Here is a 25354-nt window from a genome sequence, read left to right as displayed (position 1 = left end):
AAAAAAGCGAGCGTCTTCAATTTTGAAGATGCTCGTTTTCTCTTGCTGCCTTTTCAGCTTTACGTTCTCGTAAAATACGTTCTTCAAGCTCTTTTGTTTCAGCTTCTTGCTTTTGTGAATTACGGCGAATCCACATAAAGGCAAGGATACATAAAATCATAAACGCCGTGAATGAAATAGCCGCCGGAATATATTCCGATTTATCTTCTGGAAAGTAAAGGAACGGCATTAATAGTACGTTCATTTACATTCACTTCCTAACTATAGATATTTCACAGACTTATTTTTGTAAGATTTCGATTGATTCAATAACAACATCTTCAACTGGCTTATCTTGTGCACCTTTTTTAACTTTTGCAATGTTATCAACTGTATCCATACCTTCAATCACTTGTCCAAACACTGTATGTTTTTGGTCAAGATGCGGTGTTCCACCATTTGCTTCATACGCTTCTGCGATTTCTTCAGGCCAGCCACCTTTTTTCATTTGGTCAGCACTTGCAGGTGCCTGTGAATTTTGCACAATGAAAAATTGACTGCCATTCGTTCCAGGACCAGCGTTCGCCATTGATAAAGCTCCGCGAAGATTAAACAATTGCATGGAGAACTCGTCTTCGAATGATCCACCAAAAATACTTTCTCCACCCATACCAGTTCCTGTCGGGTCCCCGCCTTGAATCATGAAATCTTCAATGACACGGTGGAAGATAATACCGTTATAGTATCCGTTCTCTGCATGTGTTAAAAAGTTTTCAACTGTTTTTGGAGCAAGTTCAGGAAATAATTTAATTTTAATCGCACCATGATTTGTGTTCATCACAACAAGTGCTTCGTTTTCTGCAACTTCATTTGATAATTGTGGGTACATATTGTGTAGCCTCCTCTTCATCTTTCAACACTTTCACTTTACCACACCTCCCTCAGAATTTCGAGAATAAGCACGTTACTTCCTTCGGGACTCGAAGTGTTTTATACTGAGGAGAGTGGTCGTACATAGAAAGAAGGTTATTCTGAAATGGACGTTCAAAAACGTAATTTTATCATTATGTGGATTTGTAATTTCCTCGTTGCTGGCACGATGACAATGATCATGCCTTTCCTCTCTTTATATATCCATACTTTTGGCAATCTTTCTCCTGCCTACGTTCAAAAATGGGCTGGACTCATTTTTGGCGCGACATTCGTGTCGGCTTTTATCATGTCTCCCATCTGGGGACGCATTGCCGACAAACACGGATTCAAACCAATTCTTATCATTAATAGTTTAGGCCTCGCAACTTCTGTTTTTCTTATGGGCTTTGTTCAATCCGTTGAAGCTTTTTTCTTCCTTCGTTTATTTATGGGATTTGTGACGGGATTTATTCCTACTTCATTGGCGTTCATTTCTTCCCAAACTTCTCGTGAAGAAGCTGGTAAAATGCTCGGTACGTTGCAAATGGGGAACGTATCAGGTATGCTTTTCGGTCCAATTTTCGGAGGATTACTTGCTGACATGTTCGGTTTTCAATATGCGTTTATGATTACATCCATCACTTTATTGGTGGCAGCATCTATCGTCTTCTTCGGCATACATGAGATTAGAAAAGTAAAAACTAAAAAACAAGTACTCTATTCAAGACAGTCTATTCTAACAGGTATTTTAAAACATCGTTTAATGTTCAACATTATGCTCGTGACGACAATCATTCAAATTGGTAACTTTAGCGTGCAACCGCTTCTTTCTTTATATGTTGCGGAATTAACAAATGCAAAAGACGTAGCATTTCTTGCTGGACTAACTTTTAGTGCAGCTGGATTAGGTAATTTATTATTCGCGAGAAAATGGGGGGAAATTGGCGATGATATCGGTTATGAAAAAGTCTTGTCGATATTGTTGGTACTCTCATTTGTCTTCATTATCCCACAAGCTTTCGTCACGCATCTATGGCAACTAATGATTTTCAGGTTGCTATTCGGCATTGCTATTGGCGGGATGATTCCGGTGACAACTGCGCTCGTACGAAGAGAAGCACCGATTGATATTCAAGGTGAAGTGATGGGATACAATACTAGTTTCAGATTTTTAGGCAATATTATCGGACCGATGCTCGGTGGAATTATTAGTGGCTTTATCGGGATTGCCTCTGTTTTTATTGTGACGGCTTCCCTATTTCTTTTCGGTTTCGCTTTTCTATATATCGCGAGACGAAAACCTTCCCAAGCCTTTGAAGATTTTGTCGCAACCAAACATCAAACTTCTAGTACATAACTTTTTTCAGTAGTATGTGCTATTCTTTTAAATAAGACTAGATTTAAAGGAAGAGATGTAGTTTGAAGCGAATAATCGGTGTACTATTTATTGTGATTGCTACTCCTTTATTATTCATAACGCAACGGGCCATTGTTGCAGAAATCGACGAAGTAGAAACGATGAAGTCTCAACTTGCCGAGACCGTTCAATTTACGGCACCAACCTATGAATTACCCATTACGATGAAAGACCGAAGTGGCGATGTTTTTTCTGAAATTTATGTTGAATGGAGAACGCCGCTTCCACTGTCGGACATCCCACACTTTGCAAAACAATTATTTTTAGAGAGTGAAGATAACCAATTTTATACCCATCGCGGCTATGATATTTCTGCAATTATTCGTGCATTCATCGCCAATGCTCAGACAGACCGACTCCAACAAGGTGGGTCCACGATTACGCAACAATTAATTAGAATGCAATATTTAACGACTGACAAAACATATGAGCGAAAAGTATTGGAATTGATCTATGCAGCAGAACTTGAAAAGCAATTGACGAAAGATGAAATTCTTGAGGCTTATTTAAATGAAATGTACTTTGGCAATCGTGTATATGGCATCGGCGCAGCTGCTACCTATTACTTTAATCGCCCTATTCAGGAATTAAATCATGCCGAGATTGCGTTTATCTCTGCGATTCCGAACAATCCGAGCTTATATGATCCACTTGTTAATTTTGAATTGACGAAAGCGCGACAGGAACGATTACTTGAGACGATGCAAAAAAATGATTTCATGACGGTAGAGGAAGCGGAACAGTTAAAGAATGCGCCTATTCAGTTATCGTTGAAAACAAAAGCAAATGACTTTCCCATGTATAGTGATTACGTCATGACAGAATTAGATGAGTTGATTGCACAAAACGAAGGATTCACGTCAAAAATTGCGCTTGCGGAAAATGACGACGAAAAAGAAGCATTTCAGACCGAGCTTGAAGAAAGGATTTCACAAGTACTCCGTGAGGGCATTGTAATTGAAACTGCCCTTCATGCCGAAAAGCAATCCGCGGACGAAAAAGCCTTATCTGCCTTATTACAATCAGGAAATCTCCAAGCTGGTGCAGTTGTCGTTGATAATGATACTCGGGAAATTGTCTCCATTTTTGGCGGACGGGATTATGTATCGACCCATTTCCATCGTGCTTTTCAAGCGGTCCGACAACCAGGTTCGGCCATTAAGCCATTGCTCGTCTACGGTCCATTGTTTGAAACTCATCCATATACAGAAAAAACAGCGGTCAATAGTGGACCCATTTGTATTCAAGCTTATTGCCCTAAAAATGTTGGTGGTTATACATATGGGACAACGACGATTCAAGAAGCATTTCGACATAGTCATAACACAACCGCGGTTCGCATGTTGCAATTAACTGGCATTGAAACAGCATTCGCTTATTTAGAACCTTTTGCTTTTCAATCCGTTTCATCTGTAGATATGAATTTCCCATCCGCTTTAGGCGGCTTCCAAAAAGGTGTCACACCACTAGAATTAGCAAATGCTTATACAAGTTTTATAGATGGTGCTTATAGTCGACCGCATGCGATTCGGACTGTGAAAAATCGAGAAGGTACCGTGTTATATGAATGGGACGATGAAAAAACAGAAGTTTGGTCCCCTTCTACCGTTGCGACCATGCGCGCACTTATGAAGGATGTTGTGCTTAATGGAACAGGAAAAGGTGTCCCTTATACAACTTCTTACACTGGCATTAAAACAGGTACGACCGATTATTACAAAGACTTGTGGACGGCGGGTTTAAATGAGCAGTACACAACTGCCGTTTGGCTTGGCTATGATAGACCAAGTTCGATTCAATTTGCGAGCCAACAAAAAAGACATTTACAAGCAATCGGTGAACTGTTGAAGGTTTATGAGTGACAGAAAAACCATTCAACAGTTCACTTATTCAGAAAAAGCTCAGAACTTTAATCTGGGCTTTTTAAATGCTAGCGTTTTAGATGGTTGCCTTCCTCAAATGAACTTGTTGTACAATTCATCCTGCTGCTGCATTCGCTTCGGCTTTCGCACAGTCAATCGCTACTACGAGCGCCACAAGAAGTTGTTCCATTTCGGTATCCGCAATTTGAAGCTCATAGCTATCTCCCCAGGTGAACCACTTTTTGCTCACAGAGCCGATAAAGTTTCTGTTTTAATACACTTCAAAATCCATATCCCACCAATTCCCTTGTACTTCGATTCCTGCCGCATCGATGGTATAACGTGCTTTCAAAAAAGAAAATTGCTTTTTTATCGTCATCTTTTCCTTCCCATGTACGTCGACGAAGAAAGTCGGCAGGAGACTAAATGTTTTTCTCGTAATCATAGCCACCTCGTTCCGCTTGCCGTCCATAACGGAAAAGGTCTTCGGTATTTTCATAAAACTTCCCTCTACAAAATAGACCTCATTCTCTTCCGCATCATGGACGGAAAATTTTCCACTTAGGCTAAACACTTTTTGTTTAATGTACAAATGCCTCATAGTACTTCTCCTCCTATCGAAAATGGTCTCTAGTCCATCCTCTTACTTCTAATACGATTGTGTAGGAGAAATGTTTCAAAAAGAGACGGTTAGGAACTTTTTAAGTAATTGGCAAACTAGCAAGTACGCCGTTATACAATTTTAAACTGATATAAATGACAACAGTTAACAAAACACCCCACATGATCACTTCAAACGCAATGAGCCCTATCATACTTGTTAACGACATAAATTTACTCAACTTAAATACGGTATAAATAAAATATAAAACGGTCGTCAATAAAAAAAGGAGTCCCATTATTTTTATTGAATGAATTCCGCCTGCTGTAGCGATTGCGCCGAAGAAATAAATAACATTTCCAGCACGCGCTTCACTAAATGACTTTCCTTCCATATCCCTTGAAAAAAATAACATGGCACTGTTATGGATTGTTTCTCCGATTAACTTCATTGCCGAAAAAACCATAAAGTAAAAAAGCGCATAAATGATAAGTAAAGATAAACGTAATTGAATATCGGATAGGAATTCACGCATGCCACTGTATAAACCGATTTCTTTAAATAGGTCAATTGAAATACCAACTGTATAGACGCCAAATGTAAGCGAGAAAAAAACAACTGTGACGAATGGTAAAAAACCAAATATGTATGGATTTCTCATAAAATACCTCTTTCCTATTTTGCATTTAAGCAAATGATCGTATCACAAAAATTGATTCTATTACATTATATTCAAATAGCATAGTGAATTTATTAAAATACTTTTATAATAGTCTTACTTTTCTACTCAACTTGCATTATAATTGAATATTGTGAGGAGGGAGACTATGATTTTAGGTCTTACAATTATTTTAATTCTAGTTTTATTTTTGCCGTTTACTGTAAAAATTGTCGAACGAAACCTTGAAGTGTTTTTATTTATAATGGGTGTTGCTGCCGCGTTCATAAGTGGTGTGTTCAATAAATCACTTCTTTCAGTCGCACTTGTTGATCCGATTAATATTACACTGGCAGTTTTAATTGCTGGTTTATTATTCCGTTGGTTGCAAAGCCCTATTGAAAAAGGGATTGGCGGTATTAGTCGAGCAATGCCATTTCGACTATTTCTCGTGCTTGTAGTCATTATACTAGGAATCATCTCCAGTATCATCACAGCAATCATTGCAGCGATTGTTCTCGTTGCAATTGTAAGCGTTTTAAGGATGGACAGGCAATCTGAAATTCGCTTCGTTATTTTAGCTTGTTTTTCCATCGGAATGGGTGCAGCCCTAACGCCAATTGGAGAACCATTATCGACAATTGCTACGAGCAAGCTGAACGAAGACTTCTTTTATTTACTGAAAACGATTGGACCTGATGTTATTCCGGGCGTACTTATTATCGGTATCCTAACTGCAGTCTTAGTTAATCCTAAAAGATCGTCTGATGGCGGATTAACGAGTTTAGAACAAGAATCTTACGGTGAAATTCTCATTCGAAGCATTAAGGTTTACTTATTTGTAATGGCGCTCACTTTACTTGGCGCAGGATTTGAACCGTTTATTGCAAGATATTTACTAGATTTAAGTCCACTCGTTCTTTATTGGATTAACATGATTTCCGCTGTACTTGACAACGCAACATTAGCGGCGGCTGAAATTAGTCCTGCGATGGATGAACCGACAATTAAAGCGATTTTACTCGGTTTATTAATTAGTGGTGGGATGCTTATCCCGGGGAATATCCCGAACATTATCGCCGCTGGTAAGCTAAATATCACGAGTAAAGAATGGGCTCGTTTCGGTGTTCCGTTTGGTCTTATTGCAATGATTGTGTATTTTGTTGTCATTTTAATTTTCGGCTAAATCGTCTATCGATATATTTTGACAGTTTTCGATTTTACAATTCGGACATGCCATGTTATACTTGCAAAAGTTAAATAATTGAACGTTTTGGAGGAGTCTGTCACCAAGGGGTATCTATGCCTTTTGGTAACAGACTCTCTTTGCGTTCAATTACATAGGTCGTTAACTTGTAGATTGCAAGCATAAGTCGAGAACAAAATAGGCAGTCTAGAGTCTGACGCTGTAGCAAATGTATCCTTGTCTTTCATTATGAACTGCTTCATTTATCGTTACGATTAGCGACCAAACTTTAAAGGTGAATACTGTTTATGAAAAGTTATTCACAACCTAAGAGCTTTATTGTTTCTTAGAGAATAAAAATGCAAAAGGAGGATTTCCTTGGAATTCGTATGGTTTATCTTTTTGCCAATCGTGGCAGCAATTATCGTTCCTTTCCTATTTAGAGCGATAAAAAACGTACATACAGGATGGTTTGTCCTACTTGTTCCAGTTGTATTGTTTATCTATTATGCTCGTTTTGTGAAAGGCATTTTGAATGGAGAAGTACATATCTCTGAGCTTCCATGGATTCCGTCATTAGATATTTCTTTTACGGCTTATATGGATGGACTTAGTATCTTATTCTCCTTACTCATTACCGGAATTGGTGCACTCGTTGTACTCTATTCAATTTTTTACTTGGACAGAAGGCGTGAAAAATTAAATAACTTCTATGTTTATTTACTTATGTTCATGACCGCGATGTTAGGAATTGTACAATCGGATAACACCATTTCCTTGTACTTGTTTTGGGAATTAACATCCATCTCCTCTTTCCTACTCATCGGTTATTGGTTTACAAAAGACCGTTCACGTTTTGGCGCGTTAAAATCGATGATGATTACCGTCTTCGGCGGACTGATGATGCTTGGGGGATTTGTACTCCTTTCCATTATGGGCGATAGCTACTCCATTCGTGAACTGATCGCAAATTCATCGTCTATCGTTGGACATGACTATTTTACGTTAGCGATTGTCCTCATTTTACTCGGGGCATTTACGAAGTCGGCTCAGTTTCCTTTTTACATATGGTTACCTGATGCCATGGAAGCGCCTACGCCTGTCAGTGCTTATTTACACTCGGCTACGATGGTTAAGGCTGGACTTTATTTAGTCGCACGCTTTACACCTGTGTTTGCAACTTCTGAAGTGTGGATTTGGCTCGTCACGGGCATTGGCTTACTCACATTGTTCTGGGGATCATTTTTCGCAGTAAAGCAAACCGATTTGAAAGCAATTCTTGCTTTTTCAACGGTGAGTCAACTCGGGCTCATTATGTCCTTACTTGGCGCGAGTGCTGTTGCCTATCATGTAACGGGCGAACAGGCAGCTATCTTTAAAGTGGCAGCTTTCGCAGCAATATTCCATCTCATTAACCATGCCATGTTTAAAGGAAGTTTATTTATGGTAGCGGGGATTGTAGACCACGAAACAGGCACACGTGACATTCGCAAACTTGGCGGATTAATGAGCATCATGCCAATTAGCTTTACTGTTGCGTTTATCGGCTCGATGTCGATGGCTGGTCTTCCGCCATTTGGTGGTTTTCTCAGTAAAGAACTGTTCTTAACATCCATGTTAAGTTTACGTGAATTTAATTTATTCAATTTCGATACGTGGGGCATTGTGTTCCCTGTCGTTGCTTGGATAGCTAGTGTTTTCACATTTACTTATAGTTTCTATTTTGTTTTCAAAACATTTAATGGGAAATGTCAAGAACATGCATTGCCGAAAAAGCCGCACGAAGCGCCTCTCGGGATGCTTCTATCACCAATTATTTTGGCGATTGCAGTTGTTGCGATTTTCTTTATTCCAAACATGGTTGGGAAAGCGTTCGTCAATCCTGCAGTTGTTGCAATGCAAGCGGGGCTATATGCACACCCGGACGATATTGGCATTCAAGTATCTGCATGGCACGGTTGGACACCTGAATTAATGATGACAATAGGAATTATTGCGGTTGGGGCATTGTTATTTATAACGATGAAACGTTGGCAAAAACTTTATGACATTCAGCCACAGTATTTTTCCTTGAACGCTTTGTATGATTCGCTGATGGTGTTCGGTGAAACAGGGATGAACCGTTTGTCACGTTTTTATATGACAGGGCTTATCCGCTCTTACTTAATTTATATGTTTTTCTTTATCGTTACGATTACGACAGGGGCATTGTTTATCCAAGATGCCTTTTCAGTTGACATGGATAGTTTTTCACCGGTCAATGCGTACGGTATAATGACCGCGATTATTCTGATCATTGCGGTTTGCATGGTGTTATTTGCGAAGACGAGACTTGCAGCGATTATTGCGCTTGGCGGGGTTGGTTATTCAGTAGCTTTATTCTTTGTAATTTACAAAGCGCCTGACCTAGCACTCACTCAACTCGTTATCGAAACGGTTTCCGTTGCCTTGTTTTTACTTGCGTTTCGTTATTTGCCTTCCCTAAAAAATCACGGGGAAACAAGGAAAATACGTTTGGGCAACTTACTTATTTCTGCGGCGGTCGGTGTTACGGTAACGTTAGTTGCGTTATCTGCACATTCACAAAAACTAATTCCATCTATCTCTCAGTACTACAAAGATACTGTCTTTACAGAAGCGGCTGGCGGAAATATTGTCAACGTCATTCTTGTAGATTACCGAGGATTTGATACATTATTTGAAATTGCTGTTCTTGCCATAGCAGGAATTGGTGTGTACAGCATGATTAAACTGCGTTTGTCAAGAAAGGAGAAGTCTGATGAAAGCGAATGATGTTATTTTACAAACCGCAACGAAAGTTGTCTTTTTCATCATCTTTCTTTTCTCGATTCACATTTTCTTTGCCGGTCATTTCGCGCCAGGTGGAGGATTTGTTGGCGGACTTTTAACAACCGCGGCAATCGTCTTGTTGTTACTCGCTTTTGATTTAAAAACAGTGCAACAAGCATTGCCTTTTAACTTTATGATTGTCGTTGCAATCGGTTTACTACTCGCAATTGGCATGGGAGCCGGATCATTTGTCTTTAATGTTCCTTTCCTCACACATGCTTTTGGTGATTTTTACTTGCCATTGTTCGGTGAAACTTCTTTACATACAGCGATGATTTTTGACGCTGGTGTGTATCTAGTCGTTGTTGGCTCAACAATTACGATGATCCAGTCGATTGGAGGCGAATCGTAATGGAATTTGTGATGGCGATTGTCATTGGGATTTTATTTATGGCGGCTGTTTATTTAATTTTATCGAGAAGTTTATTACGTATTATTCTTGGAACGGGGCTGTTAAGTCACGGTGCGCATTTGCTTATTTTAACGATGGGTGGACTTGGTGGAACTTCACCGCCCGTACTGGCAGAAGGTGTCACAGATTATGTGGATCCCCTTCCTCAAGCGCTTATTTTAACAGCGATTGTTATTAGTTTTGGCGTCACCGCGTTTATAATCGTGTTATTTTTCAGAACGTACGGTGAACTTAAGACTGATAATATGAATCTAATGGAGGGAAATGACGAACATGATTAATCTTTTATTATTGCCGATCATTTTGCCGTTTTTCTTCGCCGTCATTCTTCTATTTTTCAAGGAGAAGATTGTCGCACAAAGAATCATAACATTTGTCAGCCTCATCATTAGTTTAATTGCATCGATTATTCTAATGGCTACAATTAAGTCTGATGGTATTCAGACAGTTACACTTGGTAGCTGGCCGGCACCTTTTGGCATCACGATGGTTTCAGATATGCTTTCTGCGTTGCTTGTGACAACGTCGATCGTCATTACCCTGTTTGTTGTGTGGTATAGTTTCAGTTCTATCGGAAATGAGCGAGAACGCTTCTACTATTATCCTGCTGTACTGTTTATGCTTACAGGTGTGAACGGTGCATTTACGACGGGCGATATTTTCAACATGTTCGTATTCTTCGAAGTGTTGTTGATGGCTTCTTATGTACTCATTGTACTTGGCGGCGAGAAAAAGCAATTACGTGAATCGATTAAATACATACTCGTAAACGTAATTTCTTCCGCTCTGTTTGTCATTACAATCGCTCTATTATACTCTGTCATTGGTACAGTCAATATGGCAGATATCGCGGTTAAAGTTGCAGAAGTTGGACAACCGGGGATTATTACGGTAATCGCCATTTTATTCCTACTCGTTTTTGGAATTAAAGGTGCGATTTTCCCACTTTACTTTTGGCTTCCAGGTTCGTATGCTGCCCCGCCAATGCCAGTACTTGCATTGTTCGGCGCGTTGCTCACGAAAGTCGGAGTCTATGCGATTACAAGAACGTACACATTGTTTTTTATCCACAATACAGCAGTGACGCATGAGTTATTACTCATTTTGTCTATTTTCACAATCATCGCTGGTTGTATTGGCGCACTCGCCTATTTCGATTTAAAACACATTATGATTTATAATATTGTCATTGCTGTTGGGGTTATTTTATTTGGCGTCGCGCAAATGAATGATAACGGCATGACAGGTGCAATGTATTATTTAATGCATGACATGATTATTAAAGGCGCACTATTCTTATTGATTGGCATAATCATCGCCATCACCGGAACATCCAATTTAAGAAAAATGGGTGGGCTAATGAAAACCCACGCTCCCCTTGGCTGGATGTATTTAGTTGCTGCTTTTGGGCTTGCAGGAATTCCGCCGTTAAGTGGATTTGCGGGTAAGCTGTTAATTGCCAAAGGGGCTTTCGAAGCTGGTCACGCATGGGGCAGTATTATTATGCTCGCTTCTAGTTTAATTGTTTTATTATCTGTCATTCGGATTTTCATCTATGCATTTTGGGGTGAACCGAAACTGGACGAAGCAAATCAATCTGTTTCTTATCGCAACTTAATGACACCGGCTGTTTTACTTGTGATTCTTTCTGTCGCGTATGGTGTCGGTACAGAGTGGCTTATCCCTTATATGACAGATGCCTCAGATGTATTATTAAACCCGTCTATGTATGTTGACGCGGTGTTAAAGGAGTAGATGACGATGGCCTTCCAAATATTGTTGAACTTTTTCATCGCAGTCGTATGGATGTTTTTAAGTTCTTCGATGACGGTTACGACATTCGTCATCGGCTATGGTATCGGGATTATATTATTAATGATGATGCGACGATTCTTTCCAGAAAGATTGTATTTCGAATGGCTTTGGGCAGCGTTTAAGCTAACGCTATTGTTTATTCGCGAATTAACACTTTCAAATATTGACGTGTTACGTGTAGTGCTCAGACCTAAACTAGATATTCAACCAAGAATTTTCGCATTACCTACGGAGTTAAAGCACGATTGGGAAATCACTTTACTGTCGAGCTTAATTACATTAACGCCGGGAACGGTCGTCGTGCACGTTTCTGACGATCAAAAGATTTTATATGTACACGCGATTGACGCGGATGATGTGCAGGACGCCGTCGATTCCATTAAAAACACTTTCGAAAAGGCGATTAAGGAGGTGAGTCGTCCATGATGACATTTATTTGGATTTCCTTAATCATTGTCATAGTTTCGATGTTTGGCATGCTATATCGAATTTTTCGTGGCCCCTCGACTCCGGATCGACTTATTGCATTAGATGCGATTGGTGTCATGTTTATTTCAGCAACCGCCTTATTGTCTTTGCTATACGACACAGGGTTTTTCCTAGATGTAATCTTACTTCTTGCTGTGTTATCGTTTATCGGGACTGTCAGTTTCTCGAAATTTATTGAGAAAGGAAAGATTATCGAACATGACCGTAATCGCTAATACACTTATTGTTTTGACAATCGTCGTAGGACTCATTTTCACGGTCGTTACCGTGATCGGTGTCTTACGCCTACCGGACGTTTACACACGGGCACACGCCGCTTCTAAAAGCGCTACACTCGGTGTTCTTAGCATCTTAGTTGGAACCTTTTTTCACTTTTGGTTTAATGAAGGCTACTTTAGCGTTAGAATTTTACTCGGGATTCTTTTCTTATTCATTACCGCACCCATTGGCGGTCACTTAATGAGTAGAGCCGCTTACTTCTCGGGCGTAAAACCGACGGAGTTGACTGTCGGAGATGACTTAGCGGAAGTTGTAGAACGTGCGAAGAAGGAAATAAAATAAAGCAAATTCAATAATATAGGCAGATGGTGAAAAACAATTTGTTTTTCGCTATCTGCTATTTTTGTAGGTGAAGCTACTGAGTCTATTTTATCTAAGGCGTTTGGGAGGACAAACAACGATTGGCAGAGGACATTCAAGGGTATTCAGCAGACATCCGAAATCGAAAAGGCACTATACAAAAAAAGGCTTTCCAATTGCACTTGGAAAGCCCTTTATTATGGCCGATACAATTAATATGGATAGAAGCCGCCGAATTGATAAGGATAATAAGGGTAATAAGGATAGTACGGATACCCGCCAAAACCATACCCGTAGCCACCATATCCGCCAAATCCACCTGGGAATAATACGCTACCAAGTAAACCTCCCGCAAGTCCCCCTATAAACGGTCCACCAAATCCTCCAAAACCGAATCCGCCATCTCCAAATCCACCGCCGCGATGACCTCCACGATGTCCATGATAACTTCTAGGCAAGTTACCTCCTCCTTCGCACTTATCCTATTCATACACGTTCATAGGAAGGAGGGCAATTGCCTATTCGTTCTGATCGTTTTCAGCGGCCATCCGCTCAATTAATGTAGCAAGCGTACGTACCATGACGCCTGTTGCCCCTTTTGGTCCTAAATCATGCGCAGCACTTGCATCAGAAGTACCTGCAATGTCCAAATGAATCCAAGGCGTATCCTCTGCAAATTCACCAACAAATCCACCGCCGAAAATCATATGACCGTCACGCCCCGGTGAGTTATTTAAATCGGCAACATCACTTTTTCGAATACGCTTTTTATCACTTTCAGTTAATGGAAGACGCCATACAAATTCTCCTGTTTCTGTTGCAGCGTGCATAAACTCTTCAAAAAATGCTTCATCGTTTGTGAGCGCACCTGTTTTATCATTCCCAAGTGCGATGATGACACCGCCCGTCAGCGTTGCAACATCAACTAAATAATCAGCACCGGATTGCTTCGCATAGGTCACCGCATCCGCCAGGACTAAACGACCTTCTGCATCCGTGTTAAGAACTTCAATTGTTTTTCCACTTAATGAAGTAATGACATCATCTGGTTTAAATGCCTCGCCTGAAACCATATTGTCAGTCGATGCGATGACCGCAATCACATTTTTAGCAGGACGCGTTTCTCCGATAATCGTCATAGCGCCAAGCACAGCGGCGGCCCCGCCCATATCACCTTTCATACCTACCATACCATCACGAGGTTTCAATGAATAACCGCCAGTATCATAAGTAATGCCTTTTCCAACTAGTCCTACAACATCTTCCCATTGTTCGGTTCCAGCATATTTCAATACAATGAGTTGTGGTTCTTCTACAGATCCTTTATTGACCGCAAGAATTGCGCCCATTCCTTGTTCTTCCATTTCTTTCTTACCTAGAACTTCAATTTCAAAGTCATATTTCTCCGCAATTTTCCTTGCATAATTTGCCATTTCAGTTGCTGTCAATAAATTCGGCGGCATATTAACGAGTGTGCGCGCCTCATTAACTGCATAAGCATTTACTTTTCCAACTTCATACGCCGCTTTTAGTTCATTTGCATCGGAAGAAGATAAAAATGCGACTGTCTCCAGCGCAATATCTTGTTCATTTGAACTTGTTTTGAAATCTTCAAACTGATAGCCGCCCAACCCTAATCCTTCCATTGCAGCAAATACAACATCATCACAAACAAGATTTTCGTTTGTAAATGGCGCCGTCCAAATAGCAACTGATGATGCTTTTATTTTTAAAAGCTCTTTTCCAATTGTTGCAAATGTTTTTCTTAAATCATTTTCTGTCAATGACCTTTTTGCACCTAATCCAATAAATAAAACGCGTTTAAAGGAATGATTATCAAATGTTGGGATCGTAACGATCTTTTGTTTATTCGTATGCACATCCCCATTTTTCACCCATTCTTGTAACCGTGGATGATAAAAGTCAGTAAATGCTTCCCAACCATCTATATTTTCAGGATGCTCTGGAACCCCAATAATGAGCACGTCTTCTGTGACTTCGCTAAATTGTTCTTTAATTAGAAAATTCATTATGTAAATTTCCTCCTCTTTAATATCTATCTCATATTATATAGCATATTTTTAGTTATTTTTATTAAATTGCATTATATATGCATAATCAGTTTTTGAATGGATTAGATTATGCTATACTAACACTACTATTTTATTCAAAAAGGGAGTGGACTTTAATTGGCTATTTTTCAGAACATCCCGCTCCTTGCGGCATTATTAGGCATTCTTTTAGCTCAATTTATCAAAATACCGGTCACTTATTTCCTAACTCGCAAACTTGACTGGAGTTTAATTACGTCGACAGGGAGTATGCCAAGTTCCCATTCAGCTGCCGTGACTTCATTGACGACTGCCATTGCTTATGAAAGTGGACTCGCCTCTCCACTATTCGCTGTTTCTGCAATTTTTGCTGTCATTGTCATGTTTGATGCAACGGGCATCCGTTATCAAGCTGGGCAACAAGCAGTTATGATTAATAAAATGCGCATAGACTTTCAAACTTTTGTACAGGAAGCGAAAGGATGGCAGCAAAAGGATGACGAGCAAAAAATCCAAGAATTAAAAACGTTACTAGGACATAAGCCGAGTGAAGTATTCGTAGGGGCTCTTTTAGGAATTATCATTTCCATCGTCATTTATACGTTCATTGTTTAATTATAAAGGAGATAAAAAAACGGTGTATTCAAGCAGATGAACTGAACCCCGAATAGTGGACACTTTAAAAAAAGTGACCTATTCGGGGTTTTTTCTGTTTTAAAAACCCGTTATACTAAAAAAAATACTTAGAACGGGAGATTTTCGAATGAGTAAAATAATTTTCAACGAAATTCAAAGAAAGCAACTAGAATCAAATCCAAATGTCGCCTCTGTATCAGATCGTGCCATTCAATATAATGCGGAATTTAAAATACGTGCCGTCAAAAAAAATATGAACGGTAAGGGACCGACTCAGATTTTCATGGAGAATGGATTTAACTTGGATGTGATTGGAGCTAAAAAAGCCCAATCGGCAATAAGTCGTTGGAAAAACACTTATAAAACATTGGGGGAACAAGGTTTTTTAGAAGAGCGTCGGGGGAAAGGCGGCACAGGTCGCCCTTCCACAAAAGATATATCATCTGAGAAGAAATTAGAAAAAGCTGAAGCCCGTATAAAGTATTTAGAAGCTGAATTAGAATTACTAAAAAAGCTAGAGGAACTCGAAAGGCAGGTGAAGAAGTAATTTTAGCACCCCGCGAAAAATACGCATTGATTAACGAGGTCATTCGGAAATATCAACTAAAGAATATGACGCGTTACCTTTGTGCTTTAACAGGTGTAAGTAGAAGTGGATACTATGCCTGGCTTCAAAATTCGGAGAAACATGCGATTCGTGAAGAGCAAGATTATCAAGATTATTTATTACTAAGATGCATTTATGATGCATTCAAAGGGAAAATTGGGTATCGAGGACTTTACATGGCATTGGAAGAACTAGTGGTGACACCGATGAATCACAAAAAGATTCTCCGCTTAATGAGAAAGTATAATTTCTTTGCGAAAGTGCGTCGAGCAAACCCATATAAATATATTGCGAAAGCAACACAGGCACATCGTACGGTTCCTAACCATTTGAATCGAGCATTCAATCAAGATGAGCCCGGAAAAGTATATTTAACTGATATTACTTATTTACAGTACCGTAATGGTCAAACAGCTTATTTATCTTGTATCAAAGATGTAGCAACCAGGGAAATCGTCGCTTATGAACTTTCGACTAGCTTGAAAATGGGATTGGTTTATCGCACATTAGATAAATTAGAAGAGACATTAGACGGAAATATTCACCCAGAAGCAATGATCCATTCAGATCAAGGTGTCCATTATACACATCCAGAGTATCAAGGACGCGTTAAGAAAATAGGCTTACTTCAGTCGATGTCACGTCGAGGAAACTGTTTAGATAACGCACCAATGGAGTCTTTCTTTGGGCATTTTAAAGATGAAGTAGATTATGAGGAAGCATGTAATTTACGTGAATTAAGGGAAATGATAGACGAATACTTGGAGCATTATAATACGACGCGCAAACAATGGACGTTAAAAAAGATGACTCCGGCACAATACCGAAGTCACCTAATTGCAGCCTAGACTGTAAAAAGTCCTTTTTATTAAACTGTCCGTAAATAAGGGTTCAGTTCAAGATTTGCTTAAATACACCGTTTTTTAAAACATTTGATAACCTGCCTTACGCAATGCTTTCATTACGAATCCTGCAATAATTGCGCCTGCAAAACCGCCTGCCAGGATAACAACATCTCCTGTTGAGAGGGATATTAATTTATTGCCAAGCGCTTTAAAAGCATAAATAGGTCTGTTTATGTACTGATAAAACTTTACATCGTCCACAATAAGGATCACAATAATCGGGTAAACGACCGCCATCAACCAGGTCATTCTTAACAACATATTCAATAAAAAGCCAATACCAAAAAATATGACCATAAAAAGAAGTACTGATAACACTGCTTGAGGTAATGTAATTTTCGCTACGGGTGCTGCGATGTTTGCTAAAATTAATCGTTCTACCATTCTCTCATAACCCCCATTTTCCATCATAATTTTACATGAATCAGCAGAAGCTTTCAATAGAACATCATCGGTTCAACAATTTGTCGAATATGGGCCACTCTTTATCTATCAAAAAAGCACCTGTCGTCACGTATAATGACGTACAGGTGCTTTTAGATTGCGATTCATGATTATAGAACGTCGAACTTCCCTTTTTTCAATGTTAAACCAACGCCGCCAATCATATATAGCGCACGGTTATCTACCATTTTTTTCATGAATGATGCTTTTTTGCCCGTCAATTTTTTACCCATTACAACACCGATTGCATCATCGCTTCCTAGTGAGCAAACGCTTCCTTTTAAGTCCGGAACAAATTCAGTAGTAGGATCACCTTTTAGGAGAGCAACAATATTATCCGCACAAGTATCTCCTTGTTGCATTGCAATTTGCGCTGTCGGTGGATATGGACGGTTAATTTCTTCGTTAATCATTAGTGCACAGTCTCCAACAATAAATACATCGTCGTGTCCTGGTGCACGTAAATCTTTGTCGACTTTTACGCGTGCACGCATATTCTCAATACCTGTCTCTTCAATTAGACGGTTCCCGCGAACACCTGCAGCCCAGACGACTGTTCCTGCTTTGATGAATTCAAATTCGTCTTCACCTTTTTTAATTTTTACGCCTTCTGGAGTTGCTTCAACGACAGGCGTACCAATTGAAAATTCAATGCCTTTTGATTCTAATTGACTAACAGCATAAGTGACTAATTCTTCATCAAATCCTGGTAATACCATTGGCGCAGCTTCCACACAAAGGATACGTACTTTTTCAAATGGCACATCAAACTCTTTACACATTTCAGGTACGCGATTTCCAAGTTCACCAAGGAATTCGATACCCGTAAATCCTGCACCGCCCACGATAATGGTTAAACGGCTGTCATCTTTTTCTTTTTCAATAGACCAAGTCGCAAATTGATGCTCCATATGTTCGCGGATATAGCGAGCTGCTTTAACGTTCGCGATGGAAAGTGCATACTTGTCAAGTCCTGGAATCCCAAATGTTTCGCCTTCAAAGCCGAGTGCGATAACTAAGTAATCGTATGTATGCGTTCCCACACTTGACGTGACAACTTTTTCTTTTATATTGATGCCTTCAACAGTTGCTTGAATAAAATTAACTTTTTGTGCGTCAATAACCTTGCTAATATCATAGCGTACTTGCTCAGGAGTTAACGTACCCGCCGAAGCCTCATGCAACCATGTTGATTCGTAATGATATTCATTTTTATTTATAAGAACAATATCTGCCTGATCTGTTCCGAGTTGCTTCTGCAATCTCACAACAGTAGATAAACCGCCGTATCCTGCACCTAAAACTAATATTGTTGGTCTCTTCAAGAAGATCGAACCACCTTTATTTTTATTTTAATTGAACACAAGAAATCGTGAGAACTAAAGCAGGATAATACCTCTCTCTTTCTCACTGTCATACTTTTGGTCTCTTTCAGTTTCGATAGCTCCCTCTCCCTTATAGTAGCCCTTTCAAGTAAGATTTTCAATACTTTAGCTGAAATAGCAATGCTCCGAATATACAGAAATATGGACATACAAAGAAACTCCCTTCTTATCAAAAAAGAAGGGAGTTATTCATTAACAATCTGATGGCGTGCCTGTCTTTTTAGCGGTTCTGAATGATGTCCCGCAACCGCAGGAAAGAATCGCATTCGGATTATCAATTGTAAAACCGCCACCCATGAGTGATTCTTTGTAATCAATTTTCGTTCCATTTAAAATATCAATATCATCTGTTGCAACAATCATTTCAATGCCATGTTGCTCTAACAATTGATCCTTCTCTGTCAGTTCTGTTTCAAATCCTAAACCATATGTGAGTCCACTACAGCCTCCACCATTTATCGCAACGCGGAGATAGGCACCTGTTTCACCGTTATGCTCCATCATTTTTTTCACGTGGAATGCTGCGGCTTCAGATAGTTCTACTAATTGAGTCATTTTCGCCTTCACCTTCCCAACTTTTATATTCAGTATAACAATTCAACCAAATGATATGCAATAAAATTTGCTTATAGTACATTTGAGGATTATATTCTAACGTCGTTCATTTCTACTCCAGGCATATCTTTAATAGAAAAAGTGAAATCAACTCACATTTTCAATATCTTTCCTGTACAATTAAAGTATAGAATAATGAAAAAAGAGCCTTGTGGGCCCTTTTAAAATGATTCAATCGTTGGTATAGGTAGATTAGAATACTTGCTCTACTTCTACTACGCCTGGAACTTCTTCTAGTAGTGCACGTTCGATACCAGCTTTTAGTGTAATGGTTGAACTTGGACATGTTCCGCATGCACCTAGTAGACGTAGTTTAACAATACCGTCTTCAATATCTACAAGTTCGCAGTCACCGCCATCGCGTAGAAGAAATGGGCGTAATTTATTTAATACTTCTTGAACAGATTCCATCATTGTTGTGTTTGACATTTATTTTCGGCTCCTTTCCTTATAATAATCATTATAAACTGGAAAGCGGAAAAAATCCAATTAAGAATTTGAGGAGGAAGTTATCATGGTAAAAAAGAATGCTGTTATTGAAATTTTTGGAGCGGATGTTGTTTGTGCAAGCTGTGTAAATGCACCTTCTTCGAAAGATACATTTGAGTGGCTTCAAGCCGCGATTAGTCGAAAATACCCTGAGCAACCTTTTACGATTGAGTATATCGACATCGATTCAACACTTTCAAACAAACGTCACGAAGAAATTGCCGAACAAATTCAAAATGACGAATATTTTTACCCACTTGTTATGATTAACGAAGAAATGATTGGTGAAGGTCATATTCAGTTAAAACCTGTTTTTGCTTCGCTTGAGAAGCTAGGGTATGTAGCTGAGGCTAAATGATAATATTGGAAAAATACTCCGAATGACAAAGTCATCGGAGTATTTTTATCTCACCCATTATGTCTTTTATACAGCCAAAGGACACCGGATTTTAATAGTCTTGCTATTCTACCTGTCACTGTGCGATCAGCCAAATAGGCAAATCCTTGTTTTTTCCCTAATGAACCTAAAAAACCTTTTAGTTTAATTTCCGGCATTTTTTCCGGAAGTGGTTCCTCATTCCATACGTGGCGTAGAATCTTGACAATTTGTTCCCCTTGTTCTTCCGCAACTTGCGCACTTGGTGCATATGGTAAATCAGCGCAATCCCCTACAACGTACACATCCTGATATTCAGGTAGTTGGTGGTATTTATTTAACACGAGACGACCCGAGTTTCCTTTTTCTGTCTCGATATTTTGAACGACAGTGACTGGACGAATCCCTGCAGTCCAAACAACGGCATCTACTGGAATGGTCTCGTCATGGTTATACAATGCATCTGCTTCTACTCTTGTAATATTGGATTCTGCGACGACTTCTACATTATGTTCGTCAAACCAACCCTGTACATAGTTACTTAAACGTTCTGGAAAATCTCTTAAAATACGTGGACTTCTATCAAATAGTTTAATCGTTAAATCAGGTCTACTTTCCCGCAGTTCACTTGCAAGTTCAATTCCACTCAATCCAGCTCCGATTATCCCAACCGTTGCACCGCCTCCAAGACCAAGCAGCTTTTCATATGCTGTACGTGATTTTCCAATTGTTTGTATGCTATATGTATGTTCTTTAGCGCCAGGTACATCATGATAATTATCACGGCAACCTAGGCCAATGACAAGTTCATCGTATTCAAGCTGTTGTCCATCTTCCAAGAAAACACATTTTTCATCAGGTGAAATTTTAGTAACTTCTCCTTCTACAAATTTTAATTGATCGTGTTCTGGTAGTGGCACACGCACGACAGTATCCGACACTGTTCCAGCCGCTAACGCATAAAACTCCGTCTTTAAACTGTGGAAAGGTGTTCGATCGACAAGCGTGATTTCAATATCTGACGGTAAATCTTTCGTAAGCAAGCGTAGCATGATTCGCATATTTCCATACCCCGCACCTAATAAGACAAGTTTTCTCATGACCTTCTCCTTTGATTTCCGCTATTTTCCCTAATACATTATATCAGTTTGATACATGCCTCACAATGAGGCACAGCAATTGACGTTTATTCAAAAAAAGAGTAGCATTCCTAATAGTGAGGTGATCTACGTGAATCCGATCGTCGAATTTTGCATAAGTAATCTTGCAAATGGTTCACATAAAACGTTAGAAATATTGGAAAAAGATCCAAACCTCGATGTTCTTGAATATGGTTGTTTAAGTTACTGCACTGCTTGTGCAGATGGCCTGTATGCGCTAGTGAATGGCGACATTGTAAAGGCTGACACACCTGAGGAACTGACAGAACGTATTTATCAATACATCGAAGATAATCCACTCTTCTAAGATTCTTTGGATCGTTTTTACTATAACAGCACCCGGCATGTTTAAGCCGGGTGAATTCGCATAGCAAGTAGCGTTAATAGCCTAAGCTAAACATTCAATAATGACCTAAGCTTTCCATTACATACCATGGAAAGCTTTTTCAATAGAAACACTTGCTAGATTTTCCAATAAATACGTTGGATGGTTTTCCTTTAACAGCACTTCTTCGCGCGATGTGACGCCGCCTTCAACATGTGCCGTCGCAATGCCGTATCGAATCCCCGCTAGTATATCCGTATCGTAGTTGTCGCCAATTAAAATCATATCTTCTTTGCTATATCCACTCTTCTCCTGAATATAACTCAACATGAATGGTTCTGGTTTGCCCATAAACATTGGTGTCACCCCAGTTGAATATTCAACAAGTTTAATAAACGAACCCGTCCCAGGCAGTAACCCTCTTTCTGTGGGCATCGCTCTATCGCCATTTGTTGCAATAAACTTCGCGCCTGCTCGGATATTCAAACAGAGGTCTGTTAATTTTTCATACGTTACTTCCCGGTCTATCCCCATCACGACGACATCTGGTTTTGAAGTGACCAATTCAATTTCCTCAGCCACTAAAGCTTCTCGCAAACCGGTTTCGCCAAACATTTGAACTTTTGCGCCCGCAAAATTTTCTTTGCAGTAATGCGCGGCCGCAATCGCAGAAGTCACAATATACTTCGCTTTTGTATGTACCCCGAATCCTGCTAACTTTCGCTGAACTTGTACAGGCGTAGCCGAAGAATTATTCGTAATATAATAAGGTTCTATTCCTTGCTCTTGAAGTTTCTCGATTAAAGCGACCGCTTCTGGTACAGGTTCAGTTCCATGATACACAGTCCCGTCTAGGTCAAAACAATATACTTTATAATTTTTCATTATAACTCATCATCAGCTGGTAAAAATGCTGAGACTGGCCCTAACTCATGCTCTAAATAATGACGTACTTTTTCGGGAAATAAACGGATTGCTTCATAAGATTCATCTAGCGTCGAAATAATAGTTTTCGTATCAACATCAATAAACTCACGAACAATCATTTGTCTTAGCGCTACCACTTTTTTTATCGGGTCTGTCATATCGGCCGTTATTACTTTTTCATCATCCATAATATCAATAATGTCTTCATAACTTCCCGGATCCCTCATAATAAATCCATCAATCATCGTGTTCCCGACATCAATTATGCCCTCGATAATATCATGACTTAGTCTTGCTAGTGCCAAGGAATGAATGAGGTCTTCATGCCAATTCTCTTCTTTTTGATAAAGTGCTAGTAACCTTTCTATATGACATAATGCTTTTTCAATTTGATTGCGGTCAACAAAATACATAATGTTGCCTCCTTACTTTATATTCACGTCTATATCTTATCATAAATAAGGAATATTTTTCTGAAATTTAATTTTAATGTGCAGTTTTGCAATAAACACTTTACAAATTCACTGACTTGTCTTGGTTAACACTGCCAATTTACTGGGAAGTTGTATGAATAAAAAAAGATAACTTTTCACATAAATAAATTCAAGCGTCTCTTTTTTTCGATAAATATCGTATAAGGCGTCAAAAATTGCACATAATAATTGTTGAAATCTAAATAATCATTTTGAGGAGTGTTTTTATGGGCGTTATGGATGGAAATCCTAAAAAGGAACCAATGCACTACGGAGAGGTAATTGGCACATGGGCATTTATCGGTGCAAACAATGGATTAATCAGTGGGTACGAAGCATTCGTCAATCATGCGAGTGATGATGACCTTATAAAGCTGCTTGAGGAAGCCATCAAGATGATGAAAGCTGAAACCAAAGAACTCGAAAAGGTATTAAAAAATAACGGTATTACCCCACCCCCTTCGTTACCTAGTCGTCCTAAAGCAAAGGCAGATGAAATCCCAGCAGGAGCAAGGTTTTCAGATATTGAAATCAGCGGGGCCGTTTCTATCAACGTCGGACAAGGACTTGTTTCTTGCAGTCAAGTAATGGGACAATGTCTAAGAGAAGATATCGCCATGATGTTCGGAAAATATCACGCTGAAAGAGCACTATTCGGCGCAAAATTATTACGTTTGAATAAAGACAAAGGTTGGATTATCCCACCTCCACTTCAAATCAACAATTAGTATAACGTCAACTAGAACTTAAAGCTCGACGATAAAAAAACCATGCGAATCAAAAACATATCGCATGGTTTTTTCAAGGTTATTTTTTTACTTTTTTTAAAATAAAATGTGCACAACCAAAGTTACAGTATTCATATAAGTAATCTTCTACTGTGCTAATTTTCGTTTCATACGTTGCTTTTGGATTGCGGTCGTCAAAAAAGCCTTTTAAGCGTAATTGGCCGTATCCCCAATCACCCAATATATAATCATATTTTACAAGCACTTCGCTAAATCTTTCGAGCAATGGATCTGTTTGGAACCCATCCCGAAAATCTTTTACCAGTTCATACTCTGTATTTTCAAGCATTATCATACCTTTTCACCACCACTCAACTTTGCAGTGTTGCTTGAAGTTGTTCTTCACCTTGACGTTGCTTCTCTTTCGCTGCCGCATTTACTTGCTCATCGGCATGGTAACTAGAACGAACGAGCGGTCCTGCTTCACAATGCGAGAATCCTTTCGACATTGCAATTTTTCTTAATTCGCCAAATTCTTGAGGAGAATAATATTTTATAACTGGCAAATGTTTTTTGGTCGGTTGTAAATATTGACCAATTGTCATGATATCAACGTTATTTGCACGTAAATCATCCATCGTTTCAAGAATTTCTTCATGTGTTTCACCTAGACCAAGCATTAAAGAAGACTTTGTCGGAATTTCAGGATACATTTCCTTCGCCCGTTTAAGCAATTCGAGAGAACGGTCATAAGTCGCACGTGCTCGGACTCTTTTCGTGAGTCGACGAACCGTCTCAATATTATGGTTTAGAATATCTGGTTTCGCATCCATTAACATTTCTAAGTTTTCATATACACCACCCATGTCGGATGGAAGAACTTCGATTGTCGTAAATGGATTTTTCCGACGAATTGCTCGGATAGTCTCCGCAAATACAGCCGCACCGCCGTCCTTCTGATCATCACGTGCAACCGCCGTAACAACGACATGCTTTAAGTTCATCAATTGTACGGAATCAGCCACGCGCTCCGGTTCAGCTAAATCAAGCTCGTTTGGAAGGCCTGTATTGACTGCGCAAAAACGGCAGGCTCTCGTACAAATTGCACCTAAAATCATAAATGTAGCTGTTCGACGCTCTCCCCAACATTCGTGAATATTTGGGCACCGAGCTTCTTCACAAACTGTATTGAGATTTTGTTCACGCATTAACTTTTTTAAATCTCTGTAGTTCTCGTTTGTATTCAACTTAATCTTTAGCCATTCCGGTTTCCTTAAACGGTCAGTTTTCTTTCCTGTTTCAGGTCTACATGACAAGACAATCGACTCCATTTCTTGAGGACTTTAGTGAAATATTACACCATTGCTGCAATTATTCTTATTATCTTGACTACCGTAAATGTATCACAATTACATGGTTCAAACAACCTCAATCACTGGGAATCCGACAAGTACAGAGAATTGCGGGAATACA

Annotated in this window: 29 protein-coding genes and 1 pseudogene; 15 read left to right on the top strand and 15 right to left on the bottom strand. The window is 39.4% G+C overall.

The features are described from left to right. Positions 1 to 16 precede the first annotated feature (16 nt). Complete coding sequence (locus BI350_RS05085; RefSeq protein WP_075527131.1) at positions 17 to 244, bottom strand: hypothetical protein; 228 nt, start codon at positions 242 to 244, stop codon at positions 17 to 19. Positions 245 to 280: 36 nt separating this feature from the next. Next, positions 281 to 868, bottom strand: coding sequence for a peptidylprolyl isomerase (locus tag BI350_RS05080; protein ID WP_075527130.1), 588 nt, complete (start codon positions 866 to 868; stop codon positions 281 to 283). Between the two features lie 147 nt (positions 869 to 1015). On the opposite strand from BI350_RS05080, the gene BI350_RS05075 reads away from it, so the two are divergent. Beyond that, the gene (locus BI350_RS05075; RefSeq protein WP_075527129.1) at positions 1016 to 2248 is read left to right on the top strand and encodes an MFS transporter; all 1233 of its coding nucleotides are present in this window, start codon (positions 1016 to 1018) and stop codon (positions 2246 to 2248) included. Between the two features lie 62 nt (positions 2249 to 2310). Next, positions 2311 to 4170, top strand: a complete 1860-nt coding sequence (locus BI350_RS05070) for a transglycosylase domain-containing protein (RefSeq protein WP_075527128.1) — start codon at positions 2311 to 2313, stop codon at positions 4168 to 4170. A gap of 115 nt (positions 4171 to 4285) precedes the next feature. On the opposite strand, the pseudogene BI350_RS05065 reads toward BI350_RS05070, so the two are convergent. Both BI350_RS05065 and BI350_RS05060 read right to left on the bottom strand, forming a co-directional pair. Next, positions 4286 to 4771 (bottom strand): annotated as a pseudogene (locus tag BI350_RS05065) (LURP-one-related/scramblase family protein). 100 nt (positions 4772 to 4871) lie between these two features. Beyond that, positions 4872 to 5432: a DUF5366 family protein gene (locus BI350_RS05060; protein ID WP_075527127.1), complete on the bottom strand. Its 561-nt coding sequence runs from the start codon at positions 5430 to 5432 to the stop codon at positions 4872 to 4874. A 166-nt stretch (positions 5433 to 5598) separates the two neighbouring features. On the opposite strand from BI350_RS05060, the gene BI350_RS05055 reads away from it, so the two are divergent. The 8 genes from BI350_RS05055 (at position 5599) to mnhG (ending at position 12742) form a co-directional block, all read left to right on the top strand. Further along, the gene (locus tag BI350_RS05055) at positions 5599 to 6615 is read left to right on the top strand and encodes a DUF1646 family protein (RefSeq protein ID WP_075527126.1); all 1017 of its coding nucleotides are present in this window, start codon (positions 5599 to 5601) and stop codon (positions 6613 to 6615) included. 378 nt (positions 6616 to 6993) lie between these two features. Next, a complete protein-coding gene (locus BI350_RS05050; protein ID WP_075527125.1) occupies positions 6994 to 9408 on the top strand; it encodes a Na+/H+ antiporter subunit A in 2415 nt (804 codons plus the stop codon). Continuing rightward, positions 9395 to 9817 (top strand): Na(+)/H(+) antiporter subunit B, encoded by a 423-nt coding sequence (locus BI350_RS05045; protein ID WP_075527124.1) that lies wholly within the window; start codon positions 9395 to 9397, stop codon positions 9815 to 9817. Before BI350_RS05050 ends, BI350_RS05045 begins: the two co-directional genes overlap by 14 nt. Beyond that, positions 9817 to 10158 carry a Na(+)/H(+) antiporter subunit C gene (locus BI350_RS05040; RefSeq protein ID WP_075527123.1) on the top strand — a complete coding sequence of 114 codons (342 nt, stop codon included), beginning with the start codon at positions 9817 to 9819 and terminating at the stop codon, positions 10156 to 10158. Before BI350_RS05045 ends, BI350_RS05040 begins: the two co-directional genes overlap by 1 nt. Then, the gene (locus BI350_RS05035) at positions 10151 to 11632 is read left to right on the top strand and encodes a Na+/H+ antiporter subunit D (RefSeq protein ID WP_075527122.1); all 1482 of its coding nucleotides are present in this window, start codon (positions 10151 to 10153) and stop codon (positions 11630 to 11632) included. The genes BI350_RS05040 and BI350_RS05035 overlap by 8 nt, the downstream gene beginning before the upstream one ends. Positions 11633 to 11638: 6 nt before the next feature. After that, complete coding sequence (locus BI350_RS05030) at positions 11639 to 12118, top strand: Na+/H+ antiporter subunit E (protein WP_075527121.1); 480 nt, start codon at positions 11639 to 11641, stop codon at positions 12116 to 12118. Next, positions 12115 to 12396 (top strand): Na(+)/H(+) antiporter subunit F1, encoded by a 282-nt coding sequence (locus BI350_RS05025; RefSeq protein ID WP_075527120.1) that lies wholly within the window; start codon positions 12115 to 12117, stop codon positions 12394 to 12396. Before BI350_RS05030 ends, BI350_RS05025 begins: the two co-directional genes overlap by 4 nt. Continuing rightward, on the top strand, positions 12380 to 12742 hold the full coding sequence (gene mnhG, locus BI350_RS05020; RefSeq protein WP_075527119.1) for a monovalent cation/H(+) antiporter subunit G: 363 nt from the start codon (positions 12380 to 12382) through the stop codon (positions 12740 to 12742). Before BI350_RS05025 ends, mnhG begins: the two co-directional genes overlap by 17 nt. A gap of 230 nt (positions 12743 to 12972) precedes the next feature. Here mnhG and BI350_RS05015 read toward each other — a convergent pair whose 3' ends face one another. Both BI350_RS05015 and BI350_RS05010 read right to left on the bottom strand, forming a co-directional pair. Then, positions 12973 to 13218 (bottom strand): hypothetical protein, encoded by a 246-nt coding sequence (locus tag BI350_RS05015; RefSeq protein WP_075527118.1) that lies wholly within the window; start codon positions 13216 to 13218, stop codon positions 12973 to 12975. A gap of 60 nt (positions 13219 to 13278) precedes the next feature. After that, positions 13279 to 14790, bottom strand: a complete 1512-nt coding sequence (locus BI350_RS05010) for a leucyl aminopeptidase (protein WP_075527117.1) — start codon at positions 14788 to 14790, stop codon at positions 13279 to 13281. 159 nt (positions 14791 to 14949) lie between these two features. Here BI350_RS05010 and BI350_RS05005 point away from each other — a divergent pair, with 159 nt between their 5' ends. Next, entirely contained in the window at positions 14950 to 15426 is a 477-nt protein-coding gene (locus tag BI350_RS05005) for a divergent PAP2 family protein (RefSeq protein WP_075527116.1), read from the top strand. A gap of 148 nt (positions 15427 to 15574) precedes the next feature. Continuing rightward, a protein-coding gene (locus BI350_RS16600; RefSeq protein ID WP_155767450.1) for an IS3 family transposase occupies positions 15575 to 16902 on the top strand; the annotation gives its coding sequence in 2 pieces (ribosomal slippage) (positions 15575 to 15953 and positions 15953 to 16902; 1329 coding nt in all). Between the two features lie 75 nt (positions 16903 to 16977). Here the strand turns inward: BI350_RS16600 and BI350_RS04990 are convergent. From BI350_RS04990 to BI350_RS04970, 4 genes are all read right to left on the bottom strand, one after another. Further along, entirely contained in the window at positions 16978 to 17256 is a 279-nt protein-coding gene (locus BI350_RS04990; RefSeq protein WP_425423247.1) for a YuiB family protein, read from the bottom strand. Between the two features lie 257 nt (positions 17257 to 17513). Beyond that, complete coding sequence (locus BI350_RS04985) at positions 17514 to 18728, bottom strand: NAD(P)/FAD-dependent oxidoreductase (protein ID WP_075527114.1); 1215 nt, start codon at positions 18726 to 18728, stop codon at positions 17514 to 17516. A gap of 252 nt (positions 18729 to 18980) precedes the next feature. Continuing rightward, complete coding sequence (locus tag BI350_RS04975; RefSeq protein ID WP_075527112.1) at positions 18981 to 19343, bottom strand: HesB/IscA family protein; 363 nt, start codon at positions 19341 to 19343, stop codon at positions 18981 to 18983. A gap of 252 nt (positions 19344 to 19595) precedes the next feature. Then, a complete protein-coding gene (locus BI350_RS04970; RefSeq protein ID WP_075527111.1) occupies positions 19596 to 19832 on the bottom strand; it encodes a NifU family protein in 237 nt (78 codons plus the stop codon). Between the two features lie 85 nt (positions 19833 to 19917). Between BI350_RS04970 and BI350_RS04965 the strand changes: the two genes are divergently transcribed. Then, positions 19918 to 20250, top strand: a complete 333-nt coding sequence (locus BI350_RS04965) for a YuzD family protein (protein WP_075527110.1) — start codon at positions 19918 to 19920, stop codon at positions 20248 to 20250. Positions 20251 to 20300: 50 nt separating this feature from the next. Here BI350_RS04965 and BI350_RS04960 read toward each other — a convergent pair whose 3' ends face one another. Then, positions 20301 to 21368, bottom strand: coding sequence for an NAD(P)/FAD-dependent oxidoreductase (locus BI350_RS04960; RefSeq protein ID WP_075527109.1), 1068 nt, complete (start codon positions 21366 to 21368; stop codon positions 20301 to 20303). Between the two features lie 130 nt (positions 21369 to 21498). Between BI350_RS04960 and BI350_RS04955 the strand changes: the two genes are divergently transcribed. Further along, positions 21499 to 21735 carry a YuzB family protein gene (locus tag BI350_RS04955; RefSeq protein ID WP_075529239.1) on the top strand — a complete coding sequence of 79 codons (237 nt, stop codon included), beginning with the start codon at positions 21499 to 21501 and terminating at the stop codon, positions 21733 to 21735. Positions 21736 to 21852: 117 nt separating this feature from the next. On the opposite strand, the gene BI350_RS04950 is transcribed toward BI350_RS04955, so the two are convergent. Then, the gene (locus tag BI350_RS04950; RefSeq protein WP_075527108.1) at positions 21853 to 22638 is read right to left on the bottom strand and encodes a TIGR01457 family HAD-type hydrolase; all 786 of its coding nucleotides are present in this window, start codon (positions 22636 to 22638) and stop codon (positions 21853 to 21855) included. After that, on the bottom strand, positions 22638 to 23093 hold the full coding sequence (locus tag BI350_RS04945) for a DUF86 domain-containing protein (RefSeq protein ID WP_075527107.1): 456 nt from the start codon (positions 23091 to 23093) through the stop codon (positions 22638 to 22640). The genes BI350_RS04950 and BI350_RS04945 overlap by 1 nt, the downstream gene beginning before the upstream one ends. Before the next feature lie 287 nt (positions 23094 to 23380). On the opposite strand from BI350_RS04945, the gene BI350_RS04940 reads away from it, so the two are divergent. Beyond that, entirely contained in the window at positions 23381 to 23881 is a 501-nt protein-coding gene (locus BI350_RS04940; protein ID WP_075527106.1) for a DUF3231 family protein, read from the top strand. Between the two features lie 79 nt (positions 23882 to 23960). Here BI350_RS04940 and BI350_RS04935 read toward each other — a convergent pair whose 3' ends face one another. Continuing rightward, on the bottom strand, positions 23961 to 24236 hold the full coding sequence (locus BI350_RS04935; protein ID WP_075527105.1) for a YutD family protein: 276 nt from the start codon (positions 24234 to 24236) through the stop codon (positions 23961 to 23963). A 16-nt stretch (positions 24237 to 24252) separates the two neighbouring features. Continuing rightward, positions 24253 to 25212 carry a lipoyl synthase gene (gene lipA / locus BI350_RS04930; RefSeq protein WP_075527104.1) on the bottom strand — a complete coding sequence of 320 codons (960 nt, stop codon included), beginning with the start codon at positions 25210 to 25212 and terminating at the stop codon, positions 24253 to 24255. Between the last annotated feature and the right edge of the window lie 142 nt (positions 25213 to 25354).

The organism is Sporosarcina ureilytica (assembly GCF_001753205.1).
GTDB lineage: Bacteria > Bacillota > Bacilli > Bacillales_A > Planococcaceae > Sporosarcina > Sporosarcina ureilytica.
The sequence above is the reverse complement of the archived record's forward strand: the minus strand, read 5'-3'. Positions and strand labels throughout refer to the sequence as shown.